This window comes from Bacillus sp. HNG (assembly GCF_003400205.1).
Taxonomy (GTDB): Bacteria; Bacillota; Bacilli; order Bacillales; family Bacillaceae_L; genus Ferdinandcohnia.
The window spans coordinates 13,990-30,934 of record NZ_QUQV01000021.1 but is presented as its reverse complement, the minus strand read 5'-3'; the positions used below and the strand labels follow the sequence as shown (position 1 = coordinate 30,934).

Annotated in this window: 17 protein-coding genes and 1 riboswitch; of the genes, 2 read left to right on the top strand and 15 right to left on the bottom strand. The window is 37.3% G+C overall.

Going from position 1 to position 16,945, the window contains the following annotated elements; all coding sequences use genetic code 11:
- Nucleotide 1: 1 nt before the first annotated feature.
- Nucleotides 2-931: a YybS family protein gene (locus DZB84_RS22120; protein WP_116354464.1), complete on the bottom strand. Its 930-nt coding sequence runs from the start codon at nucleotides 929-931 to the stop codon at nucleotides 2-4.
- Nucleotides 932-1,158: 227 nt separating this feature from the next.
- Nucleotides 1,159-1,260: riboswitch (TPP riboswitch) on the top strand.
- Between the two features lie 75 nt (nucleotides 1,261-1,335).
- Between DZB84_RS22120 and thiT the strand changes: the two genes are divergently transcribed.
- Entirely contained in the window at nucleotides 1,336-1,902 is a 567-nt protein-coding gene (gene thiT / locus DZB84_RS22115) for an energy-coupled thiamine transporter ThiT (protein WP_116354463.1), read from the top strand.
- 85 nt (nucleotides 1,903-1,987) lie between these two features.
- On the opposite strand, the gene rpsR is transcribed toward thiT, so the two are convergent.
- From rpsR to DZB84_RS22080, 7 genes are all read right to left on the bottom strand, one after another.
- Nucleotides 1,988-2,227 (bottom strand): 30S ribosomal protein S18, encoded by a 240-nt coding sequence (gene rpsR, locus DZB84_RS22110; protein WP_010677416.1) that lies wholly within the window; start codon nucleotides 2,225-2,227, stop codon nucleotides 1,988-1,990.
- A gap of 49 nt (nucleotides 2,228-2,276) precedes the next feature.
- The gene (ssb, locus tag DZB84_RS22105; RefSeq protein WP_116354462.1) at nucleotides 2,277-2,831 is read right to left on the bottom strand and encodes a single-stranded DNA-binding protein; all 555 of its coding nucleotides are present in this window, start codon (nucleotides 2,829-2,831) and stop codon (nucleotides 2,277-2,279) included.
- Between the two features lie 54 nt (nucleotides 2,832-2,885).
- Complete coding sequence (gene rpsF / locus DZB84_RS22100; RefSeq protein ID WP_116354461.1) at nucleotides 2,886-3,173, bottom strand: 30S ribosomal protein S6; 288 nt, start codon at nucleotides 3,171-3,173, stop codon at nucleotides 2,886-2,888.
- A gap of 167 nt (nucleotides 3,174-3,340) precedes the next feature.
- Nucleotides 3,341-4,441, bottom strand: a complete 1,101-nt coding sequence (gene ychF, locus DZB84_RS22095) for a redox-regulated ATPase YchF (protein ID WP_116354460.1) — start codon at nucleotides 4,439-4,441, stop codon at nucleotides 3,341-3,343.
- A gap of 121 nt (nucleotides 4,442-4,562) precedes the next feature.
- Nucleotides 4,563-6,569, bottom strand: coding sequence for a molybdopterin-dependent oxidoreductase (locus DZB84_RS22090; protein WP_411266284.1), 2,007 nt, complete (start codon nucleotides 6,567-6,569; stop codon nucleotides 4,563-4,565).
- A gap of 123 nt (nucleotides 6,570-6,692) precedes the next feature.
- A complete protein-coding gene (locus DZB84_RS22085; protein ID WP_116354458.1) occupies nucleotides 6,693-6,890 on the bottom strand; it encodes a DUF951 domain-containing protein in 198 nt (65 codons plus the stop codon).
- Between the two features lie 47 nt (nucleotides 6,891-6,937).
- The gene (locus DZB84_RS22080; protein ID WP_116354457.1) at nucleotides 6,938-7,957 is read right to left on the bottom strand and encodes a YkvI family membrane protein; all 1,020 of its coding nucleotides are present in this window, start codon (nucleotides 7,955-7,957) and stop codon (nucleotides 6,938-6,940) included.
- 138 nt (nucleotides 7,958-8,095) lie between these two features.
- Between DZB84_RS22080 and yyaC the strand changes: the two genes are divergently transcribed.
- Nucleotides 8,096-8,713 carry a spore protease YyaC gene (gene yyaC, locus DZB84_RS22075; RefSeq protein ID WP_116354456.1) on the top strand — a complete coding sequence of 206 codons (618 nt, stop codon included), beginning with the start codon at nucleotides 8,096-8,098 and terminating at the stop codon, nucleotides 8,711-8,713.
- 27 nt (nucleotides 8,714-8,740) lie between these two features.
- Here yyaC and DZB84_RS22070 read toward each other — a convergent pair whose 3' ends face one another.
- The 7 genes from DZB84_RS22070 to mnmE form a co-directional block, all read right to left on the bottom strand.
- A complete protein-coding gene (locus tag DZB84_RS22070; RefSeq protein ID WP_116354455.1) occupies nucleotides 8,741-9,478 on the bottom strand; it encodes a DUF554 domain-containing protein in 738 nt (245 codons plus the stop codon).
- Nucleotides 9,479-9,573: 95 nt separating this feature from the next.
- Nucleotides 9,574-10,434: a ParB/RepB/Spo0J family partition protein gene (locus DZB84_RS22065; RefSeq protein ID WP_116354454.1), complete on the bottom strand. Its 861-nt coding sequence runs from the start codon at nucleotides 10,432-10,434 to the stop codon at nucleotides 9,574-9,576.
- Nucleotides 10,427-11,188, bottom strand: coding sequence for a ParA family protein (locus DZB84_RS22060; RefSeq protein WP_057998233.1), 762 nt, complete (start codon nucleotides 11,186-11,188; stop codon nucleotides 10,427-10,429). Before DZB84_RS22060 ends, DZB84_RS22065 begins: the two co-directional genes overlap by 8 nt.
- A gap of 436 nt (nucleotides 11,189-11,624) precedes the next feature.
- On the bottom strand, nucleotides 11,625-12,527 hold the full coding sequence (gene noc / locus DZB84_RS22055; RefSeq protein WP_116354453.1) for a nucleoid occlusion protein: 903 nt from the start codon (nucleotides 12,525-12,527) through the stop codon (nucleotides 11,625-11,627).
- 156 nt (nucleotides 12,528-12,683) lie between these two features.
- Entirely contained in the window at nucleotides 12,684-13,400 is a 717-nt protein-coding gene (rsmG, locus tag DZB84_RS22050) for a 16S rRNA (guanine(527)-N(7))-methyltransferase RsmG (protein WP_116354452.1), read from the bottom strand.
- Nucleotides 13,401-13,418: 18 nt separating this feature from the next.
- Entirely contained in the window at nucleotides 13,419-15,302 is a 1,884-nt protein-coding gene (gene mnmG / locus DZB84_RS22045) for a tRNA uridine-5-carboxymethylaminomethyl(34) synthesis enzyme MnmG (protein WP_116354451.1), read from the bottom strand.
- A gap of 20 nt (nucleotides 15,303-15,322) precedes the next feature.
- Entirely contained in the window at nucleotides 15,323-16,699 is a 1,377-nt protein-coding gene (gene mnmE / locus DZB84_RS22040) for a tRNA uridine-5-carboxymethylaminomethyl(34) synthesis GTPase MnmE (RefSeq protein WP_116354450.1), read from the bottom strand.
- Between the last annotated feature and the right edge of the window lie 246 nt (nucleotides 16,700-16,945).

Genomic DNA, 16,945 nt, shown 5'->3' with positions numbered 1-16,945 from the left:
TTTACTTCTTTCCACTAATTCGATTTCTCAGTTGAAACCCTAAGTCAATTATACCTAAGATTCGAATAATATAAAGGAGAAATGGTGTTAAGATTGTCAGTATAATTGGCACAGCCTTTGTAATTCCTTTTTGATGACAGAAATAATAAATGAGCGACAAGCCTTGAATCACCATGAACAACTGCAGAACAAAAAAAAGATTTAAAAAGGCGGTATACCCAAACGTGCCCTTTTCCAGTTCAACAAAGCTAAAAAGTAAAATTAGTAAGTAATACCACAAAATACTTTTAGGAAAATTAATTTCACGGAAAGGCGGGAATGGATTATATTTTACTTGAAGTCGGACAAGCACCGGTTTCATGGCTACGACCGTAACAAAGGCTAGAAGCATCGAAAGCAAAACAAACATACTTGGGATCATGTATTGCATCATGTTAATCGACTCTTCAAGCTGTGCAATGACTTCTTTATTCACTTCGCCCCCTGTTGCCCTCATTATACTCTCTGCCATGGCAAAAGATTCCCGCGAGCTCTCTCGAATCATTTCAAATACATCAATTTGCAGAACTACTATAGCTGTAACATACAGGAGCACGATTGAGAACAAATACGATAAACAGGAGCCTAGAAATAGCTCGATACCGCTTCTTCCCCGATTAATCAATTCACCTAGTAAGATTCCTGTAATTCCAAACGTAACCGTATGTATAATCCCCATAACCGAACCTAATAGACCGGATAATAAAAAGGCAATTAGTATAAATAACAATGACTGCTTTACCCTATATTTCACCGTAAACAAGATAAATGGTATGGGTAAAAGGAATGAAAGTGCAGTTCCAAGTAGTGGGATATATAAAGTAAGAAGTAACAGTACACTATATACAGCTAGTAGCATGGCGCCTTCTGTTAAATTTTTTGCGTTTTTCACCTTTTCACCTCAACTTAGATGACCCTAGTAAACATGAGCCTATTTTTACAATCACTTTCTATTTTAAAGATTTACTAGAAAGTCTTCAACTTTTGGACTTCTACAGGATGTGGTTACTTCGATGTTGACATCGGATGTTCAGACTTTTGTTAAAGTTCTTCTGTAAACTAAAACTTTTTGTTTTACTTTTCCCTATTTTCTATTATGATAGTAATTAAATGAATAAACGTAACCACAAGGGGAGCAATTTTGCTGAGAGTGAACATTAAAGTTCAGACCCTTCGAACCTGTTAGTTAATGCTAGCGTAGGGATGTGAGAGTTACCTGAGAACTTATACTTTTATTAAAGTTGTTCTCCTTTGGGGTGCGTTTTTTTTACAACATACTTCAAGGGGGATTTTTTTATGAGAAGCACAAGATTACAAGCAATGATTGAAGCCGCAATTTTTGCTGCCTTAGCACTAGTGTTGGATTTACTTCCATCGATTGACATTACTCCAGCCATATCTATTTCATTTGCAATGGTCCCTGTTTTTATTATTGCTTTAAGATGGGGTATAAAAATTGGAATGTTATCTGGTTTGTTATGGGGATTACTGCAGTTAGTATTTGACCCATGGATTGTACACCCTGTTCAAGCCATTATGGAATATATCATTGCCTTTTCGTTCATTGGATTAGGAGGAATTTTCAAATCAATCGTACAGGAAAGTTTAAAAAACGACCAGAAATCAAAAGCACTGATTGCCATTACCTTTGCAATATTTATTGGTAGTCTTGCACGCTATTTCTGGCACTTCTTAGCTGGCTTTATCTTTATTGAATATTTTGCACCAGAAATTGAAAACCCAATTTGGTATTCCTTCACCTTTAACGGAATAACAATGCTAGCAACATTCATTTTATGTACAATCGTACTATCAATTCTAATAATTGCTTCACCACGTTTTATCGTACTAAAACAAAAATAGGAACCATAGGGACGGTTCTCGTGGTTCCTTTAAAAACATGAAGTAAAAAAGCGATGACCGCATTGACAATCATCGCTTTTCTTTATTATTCACCAGATACATATGGTAATAATGCCATTTGACGAGCACGTTTAATAGCAACTGTTAATTTACGTTGGTATTTTGCGCTTGTACCAGTTACACGACGAGGTAAGATTTTACCACGCTCAGAAACGAATTTTTTTAGTAAATCTACTTCTTTATAATCGATGTGTGTAATTCCATTAGCTGTGAAGTAACACACTTTACGACGCTTTGCACGTCCACCTTTACGTCCGCCTGCCATTGATTTTCCCTCCTTTTTTAGTTTTTAATTTATACGTTTGACTTACAAGTTAGAACGGAAGATCGTCATCTGAAATATCAATTGGTTGTCCATCATTTGCAAATGGATCTTGATCTACTCTTGTAGGTCCTTGGTTTTGATTTGGGTTCTGACTCTGTCCGAATGGTGAGTATCCACCTTGGCCACCGCCTTGGCTTCCACCCTGGTTGCCACCATATCCACCTTGATTTCCACCATAGCCTCCGCCATAGTTACCTCCACCACTGCGCTGTTGGTCATTCGCATTTCTAGGTTCAAGGAATTGAACACTTTCCGCTACAACCTCAGTAACATATACGCGTTTGCCATCCTGACCTTCATAATTTCTTGTTTGAAGACGACCATCAACGCCTGCTAAACTTCCTTTTTTTAGAAAGTTTGCCACGTTTTCAGCCGGTCGGCGCCATACAACGCAATTAATGAAGTCAGCTTCACGTTCGCCTGACTGATTCGTAAATGCCCTATTCACTGCGAGTGTGAAGGTTGCAACTGCAACTCCACTTGGTGTATATCGTAATTCCGGATCCTTTGTAAGTCTCCCAACGAGAACTACGCGATTCATCATCAGAACCATCTCCTTAACAGGATATTGAAACAGAGTCTATACTCTTAAATATTTTTATTCTTCTTCTTTAACAACGATATGACGGATAATGTCTTCACTGATCTTCGCTAAACGATCGAATTCGCTAACAGCTTCAGCGTTAGACACTACGTTAAGAATCATGTAATAACCATCGCGGAAATCATTGATTTCATAAGCTAAACGGCGCTTACCCCATTCTTTTACGTTTGTAATCTCCGCACCATTGTCAGTTAAAACGCCATTAAAACGCTCAACTAAAGCCTTTTTCGCTTCATCATCAATGTTTGGACGGATGATATACATAACTTCGTATTTTCTCATCACGTTACACCTCCTTTTGGACTAACGGCTCTTTATCTAAAAAGAGCAAGGAGCAATTATTTCAATTACTCACAGAAAGATATTATATCACATGAATAATTTGTAGGCAAGAAATGTTTAAAAACCACAAAACGAAAATTCGTCCTGTGGCTACTTTTTAATATTCCTTATACATTAAAACGGAAATGAATGACATCTCCATCTTGAACAACATATTCTTTTCCTTCAAGACGTACCTTACCTGCCTCACGAGCAGCAGTCATTGAACCACCTGCAAGTAAATCTTCATACGATACAGTCTCCGCTCGAATAAACCCTCTCTCAAAATCAGAGTGAATGATCCCTGCACACTGTGGAGCTTTCATTCCTTTTCTAAACGTCCACGCTCTTACCTCTTGTACACCAGCTGTAAAATAAGTAGCAAGACCTAATAAATGATATGCAGCACGAATTAATTGGTCAAGTCCAGATTCCTCAATTCCAAGCTCTTCTAGGAACATTGCCTTTTCTTCCCCTTCAAGCTCAACTATCTCTGACTCGATCTTTGCACAAATAACAATGACTTCAGCATTTTCTTTTTGTGCAAACTCACGAACCAATTGAACATACTCATTTGATGAAGGATCAACTAAATCATCTTCACCAACATTGGCAACGTATAAAACCGGTTTACTTGTTAGTAAGTGCATACCTTTTACATATTTCATTTGTTCGTCACTAAATTCTACTGCACGAGCCGGCTGTTCGTTTTCAAATGCTTCTTTTAGCATAACAAGCACTTCATGCTCTGCAACAGCATCCTTGTCCTTTTGCTTTGCGAGCTTCGCAACACGATCAATACGCTTATCTACTGATTCTAAATCCGCTAAAATAAGCTCTAAATTGATTGTCTCAATATCTGCAATTGGATCCACCTTACCCGCTACGTGTGTAATATTATCGTCTGCAAAGCAGCGTACAACATGACAAATCGCATCCACTTGACGGATATGTGATAAAAACTTATTCCCAAGACCTTCCCCTTTACTAGCACCTTTTACAATTCCTGCAATATCCGTAAATTCAAAAGTTGTTGGAACAGTCTTTTTTGGTTGTACCAATTCTGTTAATTTATTTAAACGCTCATCTGGCACTTCAACAATCCCCACATTTGGGTCGATTGTACAGAACGGATAGTTCGCTGATTCTGCGCCTGCTTGAGTAATTGCATTAAAAAGAGTTGATTTTCCAACGTTTGGAAGACCAACGATACCTGCTGTTAACGCCATTGATTTTTCCACTCCTCTTATCCGTAACATACTAACTAGCCTTCAACAATTATAGATATTCCTCATCAAAAATACAAGCCGTTTCGGCTAGAAACGGCTTTCGTAGAAATAACACATAATTCTATTCATTTATCTTTTCAATTCCAACAAGACAATCATATAACGTACTACCAAGCCCATTATCGGAAACCTGGTGAGAAGTCAGTTGGTTTACACTACCACCAAAAATATGCCATTGTCCTTCATCAATACAAACGATATTTTGAGCCGAGTCCTTTAAAATTTGAACGTTTCCTGTAATTTCACCACGATCATTAAACACTCTCACCCTATCATTTGGCTCGAGACCCTTTTGCTCTGCAATATCCTTTGAGATTTCAACCTTTACTGATTGTAATCCTTCAATTAAATGATAATTTTGTGAATGATTCGAGCGCAAAGGATGTATCGTTAATAGTGTATATGGATATTTTTTGGCTAATTCATTGTTAGAAAAAACGGATTCTCTCGGATATGAGATTTTCAAACGTCCATCATACCCTTTTATCTCCCCTAACGATGAAGTAAACTCAAATTTTTTCGATTGAGTTTTAAATTGATAATCGTGCCAAGGAACAAGTTGTACTGGAAGTGGAACATGGTTTTTCTCTTTAATCATGTCAAAAGTAATACCTTCATCCTGTAATGAACCCAATCCCATTTTTATAAACTCTTCTCTTGTAAAGTCAAAGTCTTCTCCAAAACCTAGCCTTTTTGCTAGTTCTGTCCAAATCCATACATCTGACTTTGCTTCACCACGGGGTTCGACCAGCTTTGGTCCATAATTTACAAAATGATGATACATAGAGGAATAGTAAATATCTTCTTCCTCAAAAACTGTCGCTGATGGGAGAACATAATCAGCCAATCTTGCTGTGTCAGTCATAAACTGTTCTAGTACAACAACCGTGTCTACTGACCGAAAAGCTTCCTCCACTAGTGTTGTATTTGGCACCTGCGTTAATGGATTCCCACACGATACCATAATCATTTTAATTGGTGGCTCTGAAGCTGTTAAGATTTTTTCCGCTTGTTCAGCCATTACAAATGCTCTTGTTTCCTTTTTCCTCTCTGGAAGAGTTATTGCAACACTATCAAAGCTTTGACCAACCTGTGTATTTCCGAAATTTGCACCACCACCAGGAATCCCGACATTCCCGCTAATTGCAACAAGGGCGTCTATTAAACGAATTGTATTTCCCCCATTAGCATAACGCTGCATTCCTAATCCCATATAGGTCGCTGTTGGACCATCACCGTAAACACGTGCTAAATTTGTAATTGTTTCACGTGGAACATTCGTTATTTTCTCAATTTGTTCCATTGAAACCGAGTCTATTACGTCGACTAAATCTTCAAAACCAATTGTATATTTTTCAACAAAATCTTGATTCTGTAGCTCCAAGCGAAGCAATTCCTTTATAATTCCAATCGCCAAGAACCCATCCATTCCTGGAGTAATGGAGATATATGAATGTGCAATTTTCGCCGTACCATTATAGATAGGATCAATAACGATTAAGTTGGCACCCTTCTTTTTTACTTCCTGCAAATAAGCGAAAAGATGCATATTTGTTCGTGTCACATTTCTTCCCCAAATAACTACATTTTTACTATTGTATATATCTTCGGGAGCATGACTTGCGGCATTTCCAAAATCCCAATTTTGTGCTTCAATTCCGGAACCCCAACAAATGCTGCCAACTAGTTCAGTTGCGCCTCCAAAACAATTAAAAAAGCGATCTGGGATTTTTGTTAATAGTCCTCCATTTGCATAGTCATGGCTATGTAATACAGCAGTAGAACCATATTTCTGTTTTACCTCTGCAAGTTTGGATGAGATTTCAGTTAAAGCTTGTTCCCACGTAATTCTCTGAAACTCTCCATCTATTTTTTTCAGAGGATAAAGAATCCGTTCATCAGAGTTTGTTCTTGCTTCCAGCATACGGCCTCTACCGCAAATTTTCCCCTTTGTAATTGGATGTTCTTTATCGCCATCTATTTTTATAATTTTTCCATCTTCTACTTCAACGACAAAACCACAGCTATCCCAACAATTTAACGGACATGCAGATTTAAATGTGGTCAATTCACTCATCTCCCCACATATACCAAATATCATATCCTATATTATAAATCACCTTTTCCAAAATACTACTAAAAAGATTCATCCCAAACATGCTAATCTTATCCATAAAAAAAGCACGAGGCTCTATTCCTCATGCTTCACTAAAATCTTTTTTAACTTTCGTCCAAATTCTTTTCGCGGAATGAGTACGCTATGTGCGCACCCCTCACATTTTATCCGAATATCCATCCCTAGTCGAATGATTTTCCATTTATTTGTTCCACATGGATGAGCTTTCTTCATTTCTACAATATCATGTAATCCGTAGTCTTTATCAACCATGACATTCACCCTTTTACACATCTTATTTATTGTATTGTACCAATAAATCATTTGAAATTGTAGCGGTTTACAATCGGATAAAGTAAAATGACGGCTAATAAATATAAATTCGCAATACCGTATATAGGATATAAAATTGCAACAAGGGTTGAAAAGCCAAAAGTTGTAAAAGGAACCATCAGCAAAATGAACACAACTGCAATCATCCACAAGGGCATTTTCATTTTTTCCTTATAACGTGTGGATAATCCTAATAACCCAGATGCAGCAGTTGTGAATATCGCACCAAATAAGAGGATGGACATAATAAATACAGCAACATATGGGAAGTTCTTCAGGATCACAAATAATGGGATTTCATATAGCATAATTTCCTGTGCCACCTCAATAAGAGCCTCATTATAAATAAAGGTAATCACACCTAAAAACAATCCACTTCCAATACTTGCAACCCAGGCCTCTCCTTTTGATTTCATTTCCTTGCCAATTGCGCCTAACACAGCAACAAGTGGTAAAATGTTTAGTGCTGTAAACGTAAAGGCAGACGGCCAATTGCTTTGCTCATGGAGATTAAATGAGAATTCCTTTCCACCTGATGTTAAAAAAATGAACAAAACCGTGACTAAAAATAGTATTAAGGCTGGAATAATCGCCATATTAATCGAGACTAGACCATTAATATTCCATAAAAAGACTAAAACAAGTAAAAAGCCAAAAATTAAAATTCCCCACCAAAACGGTATATTAAACAATTCTAAAGTTGCACCACCACCAGCTAACATTACGACTGTCGTAGAAAATAAATATAAAATCGTGATGACATCATATACGTGTGAGACCCTTTCCCCTACTAGTTCTTTTAAGACCGGAACAAAATGCTCCGCCTTTTTTTCATAGCTAATTTTCATAATGATATAGCAACAAATGATAAAAATAAATGTAAAAAAAATAATAGCTAGACCACTCTGTTCACCATAAAACTGCCAAATTTCCCTACCTGATGCATACCCTGCACCAATAGCCGTACCTAAAATTAGAAACATCCACCGAATCCCTGCCTGAAACATATAATCCCCCCGCCGCTCATAATTCCTCTATCTACTAAAACGAACTAAATCCAAATTTAAGATTCCTTTTTTTCAGATGTATAGAATATAAGATTCTTCCGTATACTGTTACTACAGTTAAAAAGGGGTGAAAAACCTATGAATCTTAGATACAAATTATTTGACCATCTAAAAAATGAACCTTTTCGAATTTCACATGACCAAGAATTAGCTGACCACCAAATTGCCTTAAAAATCACTTCAATGCTCCCACCAACGATTGATCAGCCAATTGTAATCTTTTGTATTGGCACAGACCGTTCCACTGGCGACTGTCTTGGGCCCTTAATCGGTTCAAAAATTATCGAAAAAGGACTGTCCCACTTTCATGTATATGGCACTTTGGACGAACCTATTCATGCAGTTAATCTTCAAGATAAAATTGAGGAAATGAAACAAACCTATGCAAATCCCTTTATTATTGGAATAGATGCCTGTTTAGGGCGTTTAAAGAGCGTAGGTTCCATTACTATTGGTGAAGGGCCAATTAAGCCTGGTGCGGGCGTAAACAAGGAATTAACCCCTATTGGCGACATGCATATTACAGGGATTGTAAATGTGAGTGGATTTATGGAGTTTTTCGTCCTACAAAACACAAGATTAAGTTTAGTTATGAAACTAGCAGATGCCATTTCAAATGGTATTTATATGGCTGAACAAAAGTATCTTCGAAAGATAGAACTCGACCCAATTGAGATGGATCGATTTACCCTATAAAAAAACCTCTTCTATGATAGAAGAGGTTTAAAAAATAGCTTGTGCGAAATAGATAATCGAGTTCCAATAATACAATACTGTTACGAGGATAGCGACTACTAAAATACCTGGTAATAGATTAGCAACACGTATATTTGTAATGCCTAATAAGTTTGTCCCGATTGCGACAATCATTAAGCCTCCCGCTCCCGTCATTTCGACAATAAACGAGTCCATAAGCTCTGCTGGTACCCATTTATCAATTTGTGTGGCAAATAAAGCAATAGATCCTTGATAAAGAATAACAGGCACTGCAGAAAACAGTACACCAATGCCTAATGTCGTCGATAATATTAAACTAGTAAATCCATCTAGAATGGACTTTGTATAAAGAACACGGTGATCATTGCGTAATCCACTATCAAGGGCTCCAATGATTGCCATTGCACCTATTACAAATATTAAGGTAGCTGTAACAAAGCCCTTTGCAATCGTACCCTCACCCGAAGATGAGCCAACCTTCTTTTCAATCCATATTCCTAATTTATTTAGTTTGTCTTCAAGGCCCCACCATTCACCGAGAATGCCTCCAAATACTAAACTAAAAATAACAATTAAAAATTGTTCACTTTTAAGTCCCATTTGAATTCCTAGCAAACAGACGGCAAGCCCAATTCCATGCATAACCGTTGTTTTTATCTTTTCAGGAATTCGGTGTAGCACCTTACCTAATAAGGTTCCAGCTGCTATACACAACCCATTTACAATCGTCCCTAATAAAACCAATTTTCATTTCCCCTAGTATATAAATTTACATGTAATAAAAAACGCTGCACGGTCTTATTTAATTAAATAAAAACATGCAGGCTTTCTATTGGTCATTATGAGATTTTTGGTGTTTCTAACAGTTCAAGAATTCTTTCAAGATCTTCATTTGAAAAGAACTCAATTTCAATTTTCCCTTTTTTCTTCGTTTGTTTAATCGTTACAGATGTACCAAAACGTTCGCGAAGGAAGGACTCTTGTTCTTTAATAAAGACATCCTTTTCCTTTTTTGGTGGTTTAGATGTTTCACGTGGAACATTTTGATTCAATTGATTAATCAACGCCTCTAATTGACGAACATTAAGTTCTTCTGCTAGAACCTTTTCAACTATCGCATTCAATTTTTCCTTCTTTTTAAGACCTAATAATGTACGTCCATGTCCCATGGACAATTTCCCTTCGGAAATTAAATTTTGTACATGTTTCGGTAGAGATAAAAGACGAAGATGGTTCGCGATATGTGGTCTACTTTTTCCTACTCTTTTTGCAAGCTGTTCTTGGGTGAATTTTAAATGGTCTATTAAGGATTGGTAAGCAAATGCTTCTTCTATTGGTGATAAATCCTCACGTTGTAGATTTTCGAGCAATGCAATTTCCATCATTTGTTGCTCATCTAGCTCTCGAACTACAACAGGAACTGTTGCTAGCTTTGCTTCCTTTGCAGCACGGAATCGTCTCTCACCTGCTACAATTTGATATCCCTTAATCGTTTTTCGGACAATTAAAGGTTGTAAAACTCCATGTGTAAGGATGGACTCCTTTAGCTCAGCAATTGCCTCTGGCTCAAATGTCTTTCTTGGTTGATATGGATTTGGTTTTAACTCATTAACCTTAATCTCTTGTACAACCTCTTCTTTACCTACTTCGTCCATGGTTGGAAATAAAGCATTAAAACCTTTACCTAACCCCTTAGCCATTCACAATCACTTCCTTTGCAAGATCTAAGTATACTTCAGCACCTCTTGATTTTGGATCATAGATGATGATCGGTTCTCCGTGACTTGGAGCTTCACTTAATCGTACATTTCTTGGAATAATTGTTTTATATACTTTGTCTTGGAAATACTTTTTCACTTCTTCAATGACTTGAATACCTAAGTTTGTTCTTGCATCAAGCATGGTTAAAAGTACTCCATCAATCATTAAATCTGTATTAAGATGTTTCTGAACCAAACGAATGGTATTCAATAGCTGACTTAGGCCCTCAAGTGCGTAATATTCACACTGAACTGGAATGATCACTGTATCAGAAGCTGTTAATGCATTTAATGTTAACAGACCTAATGATGGTGGACAGTCAATAATAATATAGTCATATTGGTCTCTAACTTCATCTAAGGCTCTTTTCAGACGAACCTCGCGAGAAATTGTTGGCACTAACTCAATTTCAGCACCCGCTAATTGGATTGTTGCTGGAATCATATATAAATTTTCAACTGTCGTTGGAACCGTAACATCCTTCGCTTCTACATCATCAACAAGCACATCATAGATGCATTGATCTACATTTGCCTTTTCTATGCCGCAACCACTTGTTGCATTCCCTTGAGGGTCAATGTCGACAAGTAAAACCCGCTTTCCGACATAAGCTAAACATGCGCTAAGGTTAACAGAAGTAGTTGTTTTCCCTACTCCACCCTTTTGGTTAGAAATTGAGATGATTTTCCCCACGATGTCACCTACTTTCACTTATAAACTACTTTTCTACATTTTTTTACAAAGTGAGGGGTTTTATCACATGCGCCTTGGCGTATTTGGGCCCAGATTTTTAGGCCCACAGGAAGTGGGTCACAAAGACGTTGCCACAGGAAGTGGCGTTCTTAGTCTTTGATCCTATACTCAAAATTTCCTTTGAAAATCTGTGGCATCCGCCGGAGGCTTAAACTTATTCGGTTGAAGTTTGCCAACTGAATAAGTTTATACTATCACTTTTACTATTCTATCATGAAAAAATGATAGGGTTTATCTTTTTTTATAAAAAATGTTTCACGTGAAACATTTCATATGACAAATTGTTTGTTTTTTACAAAGTTTTATGCAAAAAAACAGTTCACGAACTAATTCAAAAAAAATCCCTTACCTCGTAAAGGTAAGGAAATGGATTTGATTATTTATTTTTTGGAATTCGAATCGTGAATTGGAAATAGTCGTCGAATTCTTCTTCTTCTGTATTTAAGTTGACACCACTTTCCTCAACCATTGTTAATGATTGACGAATCGTATTCATTGCGATTCTCATATCACGACTGACTGCTTTGAATTTAGGCTTCGGTCGCTTTTGCTCCTTTTCCAATTCAAGGATTTTTACGACACGATCCTCTGTTTGCTTAACATTAAGCTCTTTTTCAATAATATCATGCATCAGTTTAATTTGTTTTTCTGGATCTTTAAGAGGGATCAAGGCTCTCGCATGACGCTCTGTAAGCTTCTTTTGCATAAGCATTTGTTGGACTTCTTCAGGCAACTTTAATAAACGCAACTTATTTGCGATTGTCGACTGACCTTTCCCTAATCGCTGAGCTAGCGCTTCCTGTGTAAGATTATGTAATTCTAGTAATCTAGCATAAGCATACGCCTCTTCAATCGCTGATAATTCTTCTCGTTGTAGGTTTTCGATCAACGCAACGGATGCGGTTTCTGCATCATTGAATTCTTTTATAATTGCTGGAATTGTCTCCCATTCAAGGGTTTGAACGGCTCTCCAACGTCGTTCACCAGCAATGATTTCATATTGATTATCAGCAAATTGTCGAACAACAATGGGTTGGATGATTCCATGTGTACGTATGGTTAATGCAAGCTCTTTTATTTTATCCTCTGCAAAAACAGTTCTCGGTTGATATCGGTTTGGAACAATCTCATTTATCGGAATTTGTCGTACTTCCTCCAGGTGTGTCTCTTCATCATCTATTGAATCCTCTAATTGTGTTTCTACCACCTGTTCTTGATTCATTTGTTGTTTATCATCTTTTTCACCGATACTGAATAATCGTGAAAATGGATGTTTCATAATTCCACCACCCCTTAGAACTCCCACTAATACGTATTCTCTATTTTCTCTCTCATTCCTTCTATTATAACATGAATTTTACAAAAATCTTACTATCTTTCTACTAATTCGTGGGGCTACAAAAGATTTACATGTAATAAAATCGTCCACCACTGATTATTTAATAGGTGAACGATTTGGTGTCCCTGGTTTACGAGGGTATTTTTTTGGTGTTGGTTTCTTCTTTTCGATGATTACAATGTTGCGGTCACTATTTTCAATCGGTAATAAAAAGTGATGTACCTCTTTTAAGTTTCCACCCAGTGCTGTGATGGCTTTTTTCCCTTCCTCTAGCTCTTCTGCTACGGAGGAAGCTTTCATTGCAATAAACGTTCCATTTACCTTCACAAGCGGCAAACATAATTCACTTAATACAGACATTCTAGCAACAGCTCTTGCCATTACAATATCAAAGGATTCCCGAATTTCTCCCTTTTGCCCAAAGGTTTCAGCACGATCATGATAAAATGTCACATTTTCAAGCTGAAGCTCCTTTGAAAGCTCATTGAGGAAAGTAATTCGCTTTTGGAGTGAGTCAACAATTGAAATTTTTAAATTTGGAAAACAGATTTTTAGAGGGATACTTGGAAAGCCCGCACCCGCTCCTACATCACAAATCGAATATTCCTTTGTAAAATCAAAATAAAATCCAGCTGAAATCGAATCGTAAAAATGCTTTAAATATACCTCAGGCTTCTCTGTAATCGCCGTAAGGTTCATTTTTTCATTCCATTCAACTAATAATTTGTAATAGATTTCAAACTGATTTAGTTGGGTGGAAGAAAGGGAAATCCCCTTCTCCTCCAACATAGATGTAAATAATGAAGTGTCCATTTAGCGTTTCCTTCCCAATTAGTTTACCCGTGCAATTTTCCCTTGCTCAAGGTATACGAGCAGAATGGAAATATCAGCTGGATTTACACCTGAAATTCTAGACGCTTGAGCAATTGACAAAGGATGTACTTCTTTCAAATTCGCTCTAGCTTCATTTGCTAAACCAGAAATAGCATCATAATCAATGTTTTCAGGGATTTTTTTATCTTCCATCCGCTTTAATTTTTCAACTTGCTGTAAGGATTTTTGAATATATCCTTCATACTTGATTTGAATCTCAATTTGCTCTGCAACATCAGGATGAATCTCTTGTTCACTAGGAGCTAATTTCTGAATATGCTCATAGGTCATTTCAGGTCGTTTTAATAAATCAGATGCTAAAATGCCATCTTTTAACTCACTTCCACCAACTGAACGAATTAGTTCTTGTACTTCATCTGTTGGTTTGATGCGTATACCTTGAAGACGGTCCATTTCTTGTTCAATAGCTGCTTTTTTATCTAAGAACTTTTGATATCTTTCTTCAGGAATTAACCCAATTTCATGACCAAGCTCGGTTAAACGTAGATCGGCATTGTCGTGACGAAGAAGTAAACGATATTCCGCACGTGAAGTTAAAAGACGATATGGTTCAGCTGTACCTTTTGTAACCAAATCATCAATAAGTACACCGATATAAGCATCTGAACGACTTAAAATAACTTCCTCTTTATCAAGAGCACGTCTCCCCGCATTAATACCAGCCATAATCCCTTGGGCTGCCGCTTCCTCATATCCAGATGTTCCATTTATTTGACCCGCTGAATAAAGATTTTTGATTTTTTTCGTTTCAAGTGTTGGCCAAAGTTGAGTTGGGATAATCGCATCGTATTCAATCGCATATCCTGGTCTCATCATTTGGGCATTTTCAAGTCCTGGAACAGAGGCAATTAAACGATGTTGTACTTCTTCAGGTAAGCTTGTAGAAAGTCCTTGAACATAGACCTCCTGTGTGTTTCTTCCTTCTGGTTCAAGGAAAATTTGATGTCTCGGCTTGTCATGGAAACGTACTACCTTATCCTCAATTGATGGGCAGTAACGTGGTCCGGTTCCTTTAATCATTCCAGAATACATCGGAGAACGATGTAAATTTGCATCAATAATTTGGTGTGTTTTTTCACTTGTGTATGTTAACCAGCATGGAAGCTGATCGGTGATGTATTTTGTCGTTTCATAGGAAAAAGCTCTAGGTGTCTCATCACCTGGTTGGATTTCTGTTTTACTGTAGTCAATCGTATGGCTATTAACACGTGGTGGTGTACCCGTCTTAAAACGCACTAAATTGAAGCCTAGCTCCTCAAGTTGCTCAGACAGCTTAATAGATGGTTGTTGGTTATTTGGTCCACTTGAGTACTTTAATTCACCAATAATGATTTCACCACGTAAAAATGTACCTGTTGTAATGACTACTGTTTTGGCATGGTAGGTGGCACCTGTTTTCGTAACAACACCTTTACACACATCATCTTCAACGATTAGACGTTCCACCATTCCTTGAACAAGGGTTAAATTCGGTTCGTTTTCTAATGTTTTTTTCATTTCATGTTGATAGGAAAACTTATCAGCCTGCGCACGTAAAGCGCGAACAGCTGGACCTTTCCCTGTGTTCAGCATTCTCATTTGAATATGTGTTTTATCTATATTTTTAGCCATTTCACCGCCCAAGGCATCAATTTCACGAACAACAGTTCCTTTGGCAGGTCCTCCTATGGATGGGTTACATGGCATAAATGCGACCATATCTAAATTGATTGTAATCATCAGTGTTTTGGCACCTAGACGAGCAGAAGCTAAACCCGCTTCACTGCCCGCATGACCTGCACCAATGACAATGACATCGTAATTACCGGCATCATAGCTCAATGTTACTTCCTCCTCTACTTCTATTTTCCTAAACAAAATTGTGAAAATAGCTGATTGATTAAGCTTTCGTGAACAGCATCTCCGACAATTTCCCCTAATAGCTCCCATGTTCTTGTTAAATCAATTTGAACCATATCAATTGGTAAATCAGACTCCACGCCTGAAATAGCATCTTCAATTGATTTTTTCGCTTGCGTCAACAAGGCAATATGACGAGAATTAGAAACATATGTTAAATCATTTGCTTCGACATTACCAGTAAAAAACAAGGAGGAAATCGCTTCTTCTAGAGCATCTACCCCTTTTTCCTCTAGTAAAGAGGTTGTAACCATTGGGTTGTCTTTTGCAAGCTCCCTAACTCTTTCCATATTTATCTTTTGCGGAAGGTCTGTTTTATTAATGATAACGATTGTATCCATACCTGAGACAGCTTCAAATAAACGCTCGTCCTCTTCCGTGAACTCATCCCCGTAGTTTAACACAAGTAAAATAAGATCCGCTTTTTTCAAAACTTCGCGTGAACGTTCAACACCAATTCGTTCCACGATATCCTCCGTTTCACGGATTCCGGCAGTATCGACAAGACGTAAAGGAACACCTCGTACATTGACATATTCTTCAATCACATCTCGAGTTGTTCCTGGGATATCTGTTACAATTGCCTTATTTTCATGAACGAGGCTATTTAATAAAGACGATTTTCCAACATTCGGTCTACCTATAATAACAGTAGATAAGCCTTCTCGTAAAATTTTCCCTTGGTTTGAGGTTTCTAATAATTTTATGATTTCCACACGTACTTTGCTGGCTTTTTCCAGTAACACACGATGGGTCATCTCCTCGACGTCATCATACTCTGGATAATCTATATTCACTTCAATATGTGCCAATGTCTCAAGCAATTCTTGACGTAAACGATTAATAAGGGTAGATAATTTTCCTTCCATTTGACCAATTGCTACATTCATTGCACGGTCAGTCTTTGCACGGATTAAATCCATAACTGCTTCTGCCTGAGAGAGATCTATCCGACCATTTAAAAAGGCACGCTTTGTAAATTCTCCAGGTTCAGCTAGTCTTGCTCCATTGGTAAGGACCAGCTGGAGAACTCGATTTACCGATACGAGTCCACCGTGGCAATTGATTTCAATTACATCCTCTCTCGTAAAGGTCCTAGGTCCTCTCATCATGGTTAGCATTACTTCCTCTACGACTTGATTCGTATCTGGATCTACAATATGTCCATAATGAATTGTATGTGAGTCTACCTCTTTTAGATTTTTTCCTTTAAATACTCGGTTAGCAATATCGACTGCTTCATCCCCACTTAATCGAACAATTGCAATTGCTCCTTCTCCCATTGGAGTTGAAATGGCTGCTATTGTATCAAACTCCATTTTTTCACCTTCTTATATATCAACATTCCATTCATTCTGCTTTTTCCCTAAAACTGTGAATAACTTTTTAGATATCTTCTTTCTGCTAGTATTACCTATTTATCCACAAGGAAAACAAATTCTAGTTTTCCTAAAATAAACTACACTCCATTTTATCTTATCCACATGTGAATAACAATAATGAAGAACTCATCCTTATGTATATTATAAATTATTACTGTAATATAACAGTTTGTTCTCTAAAAA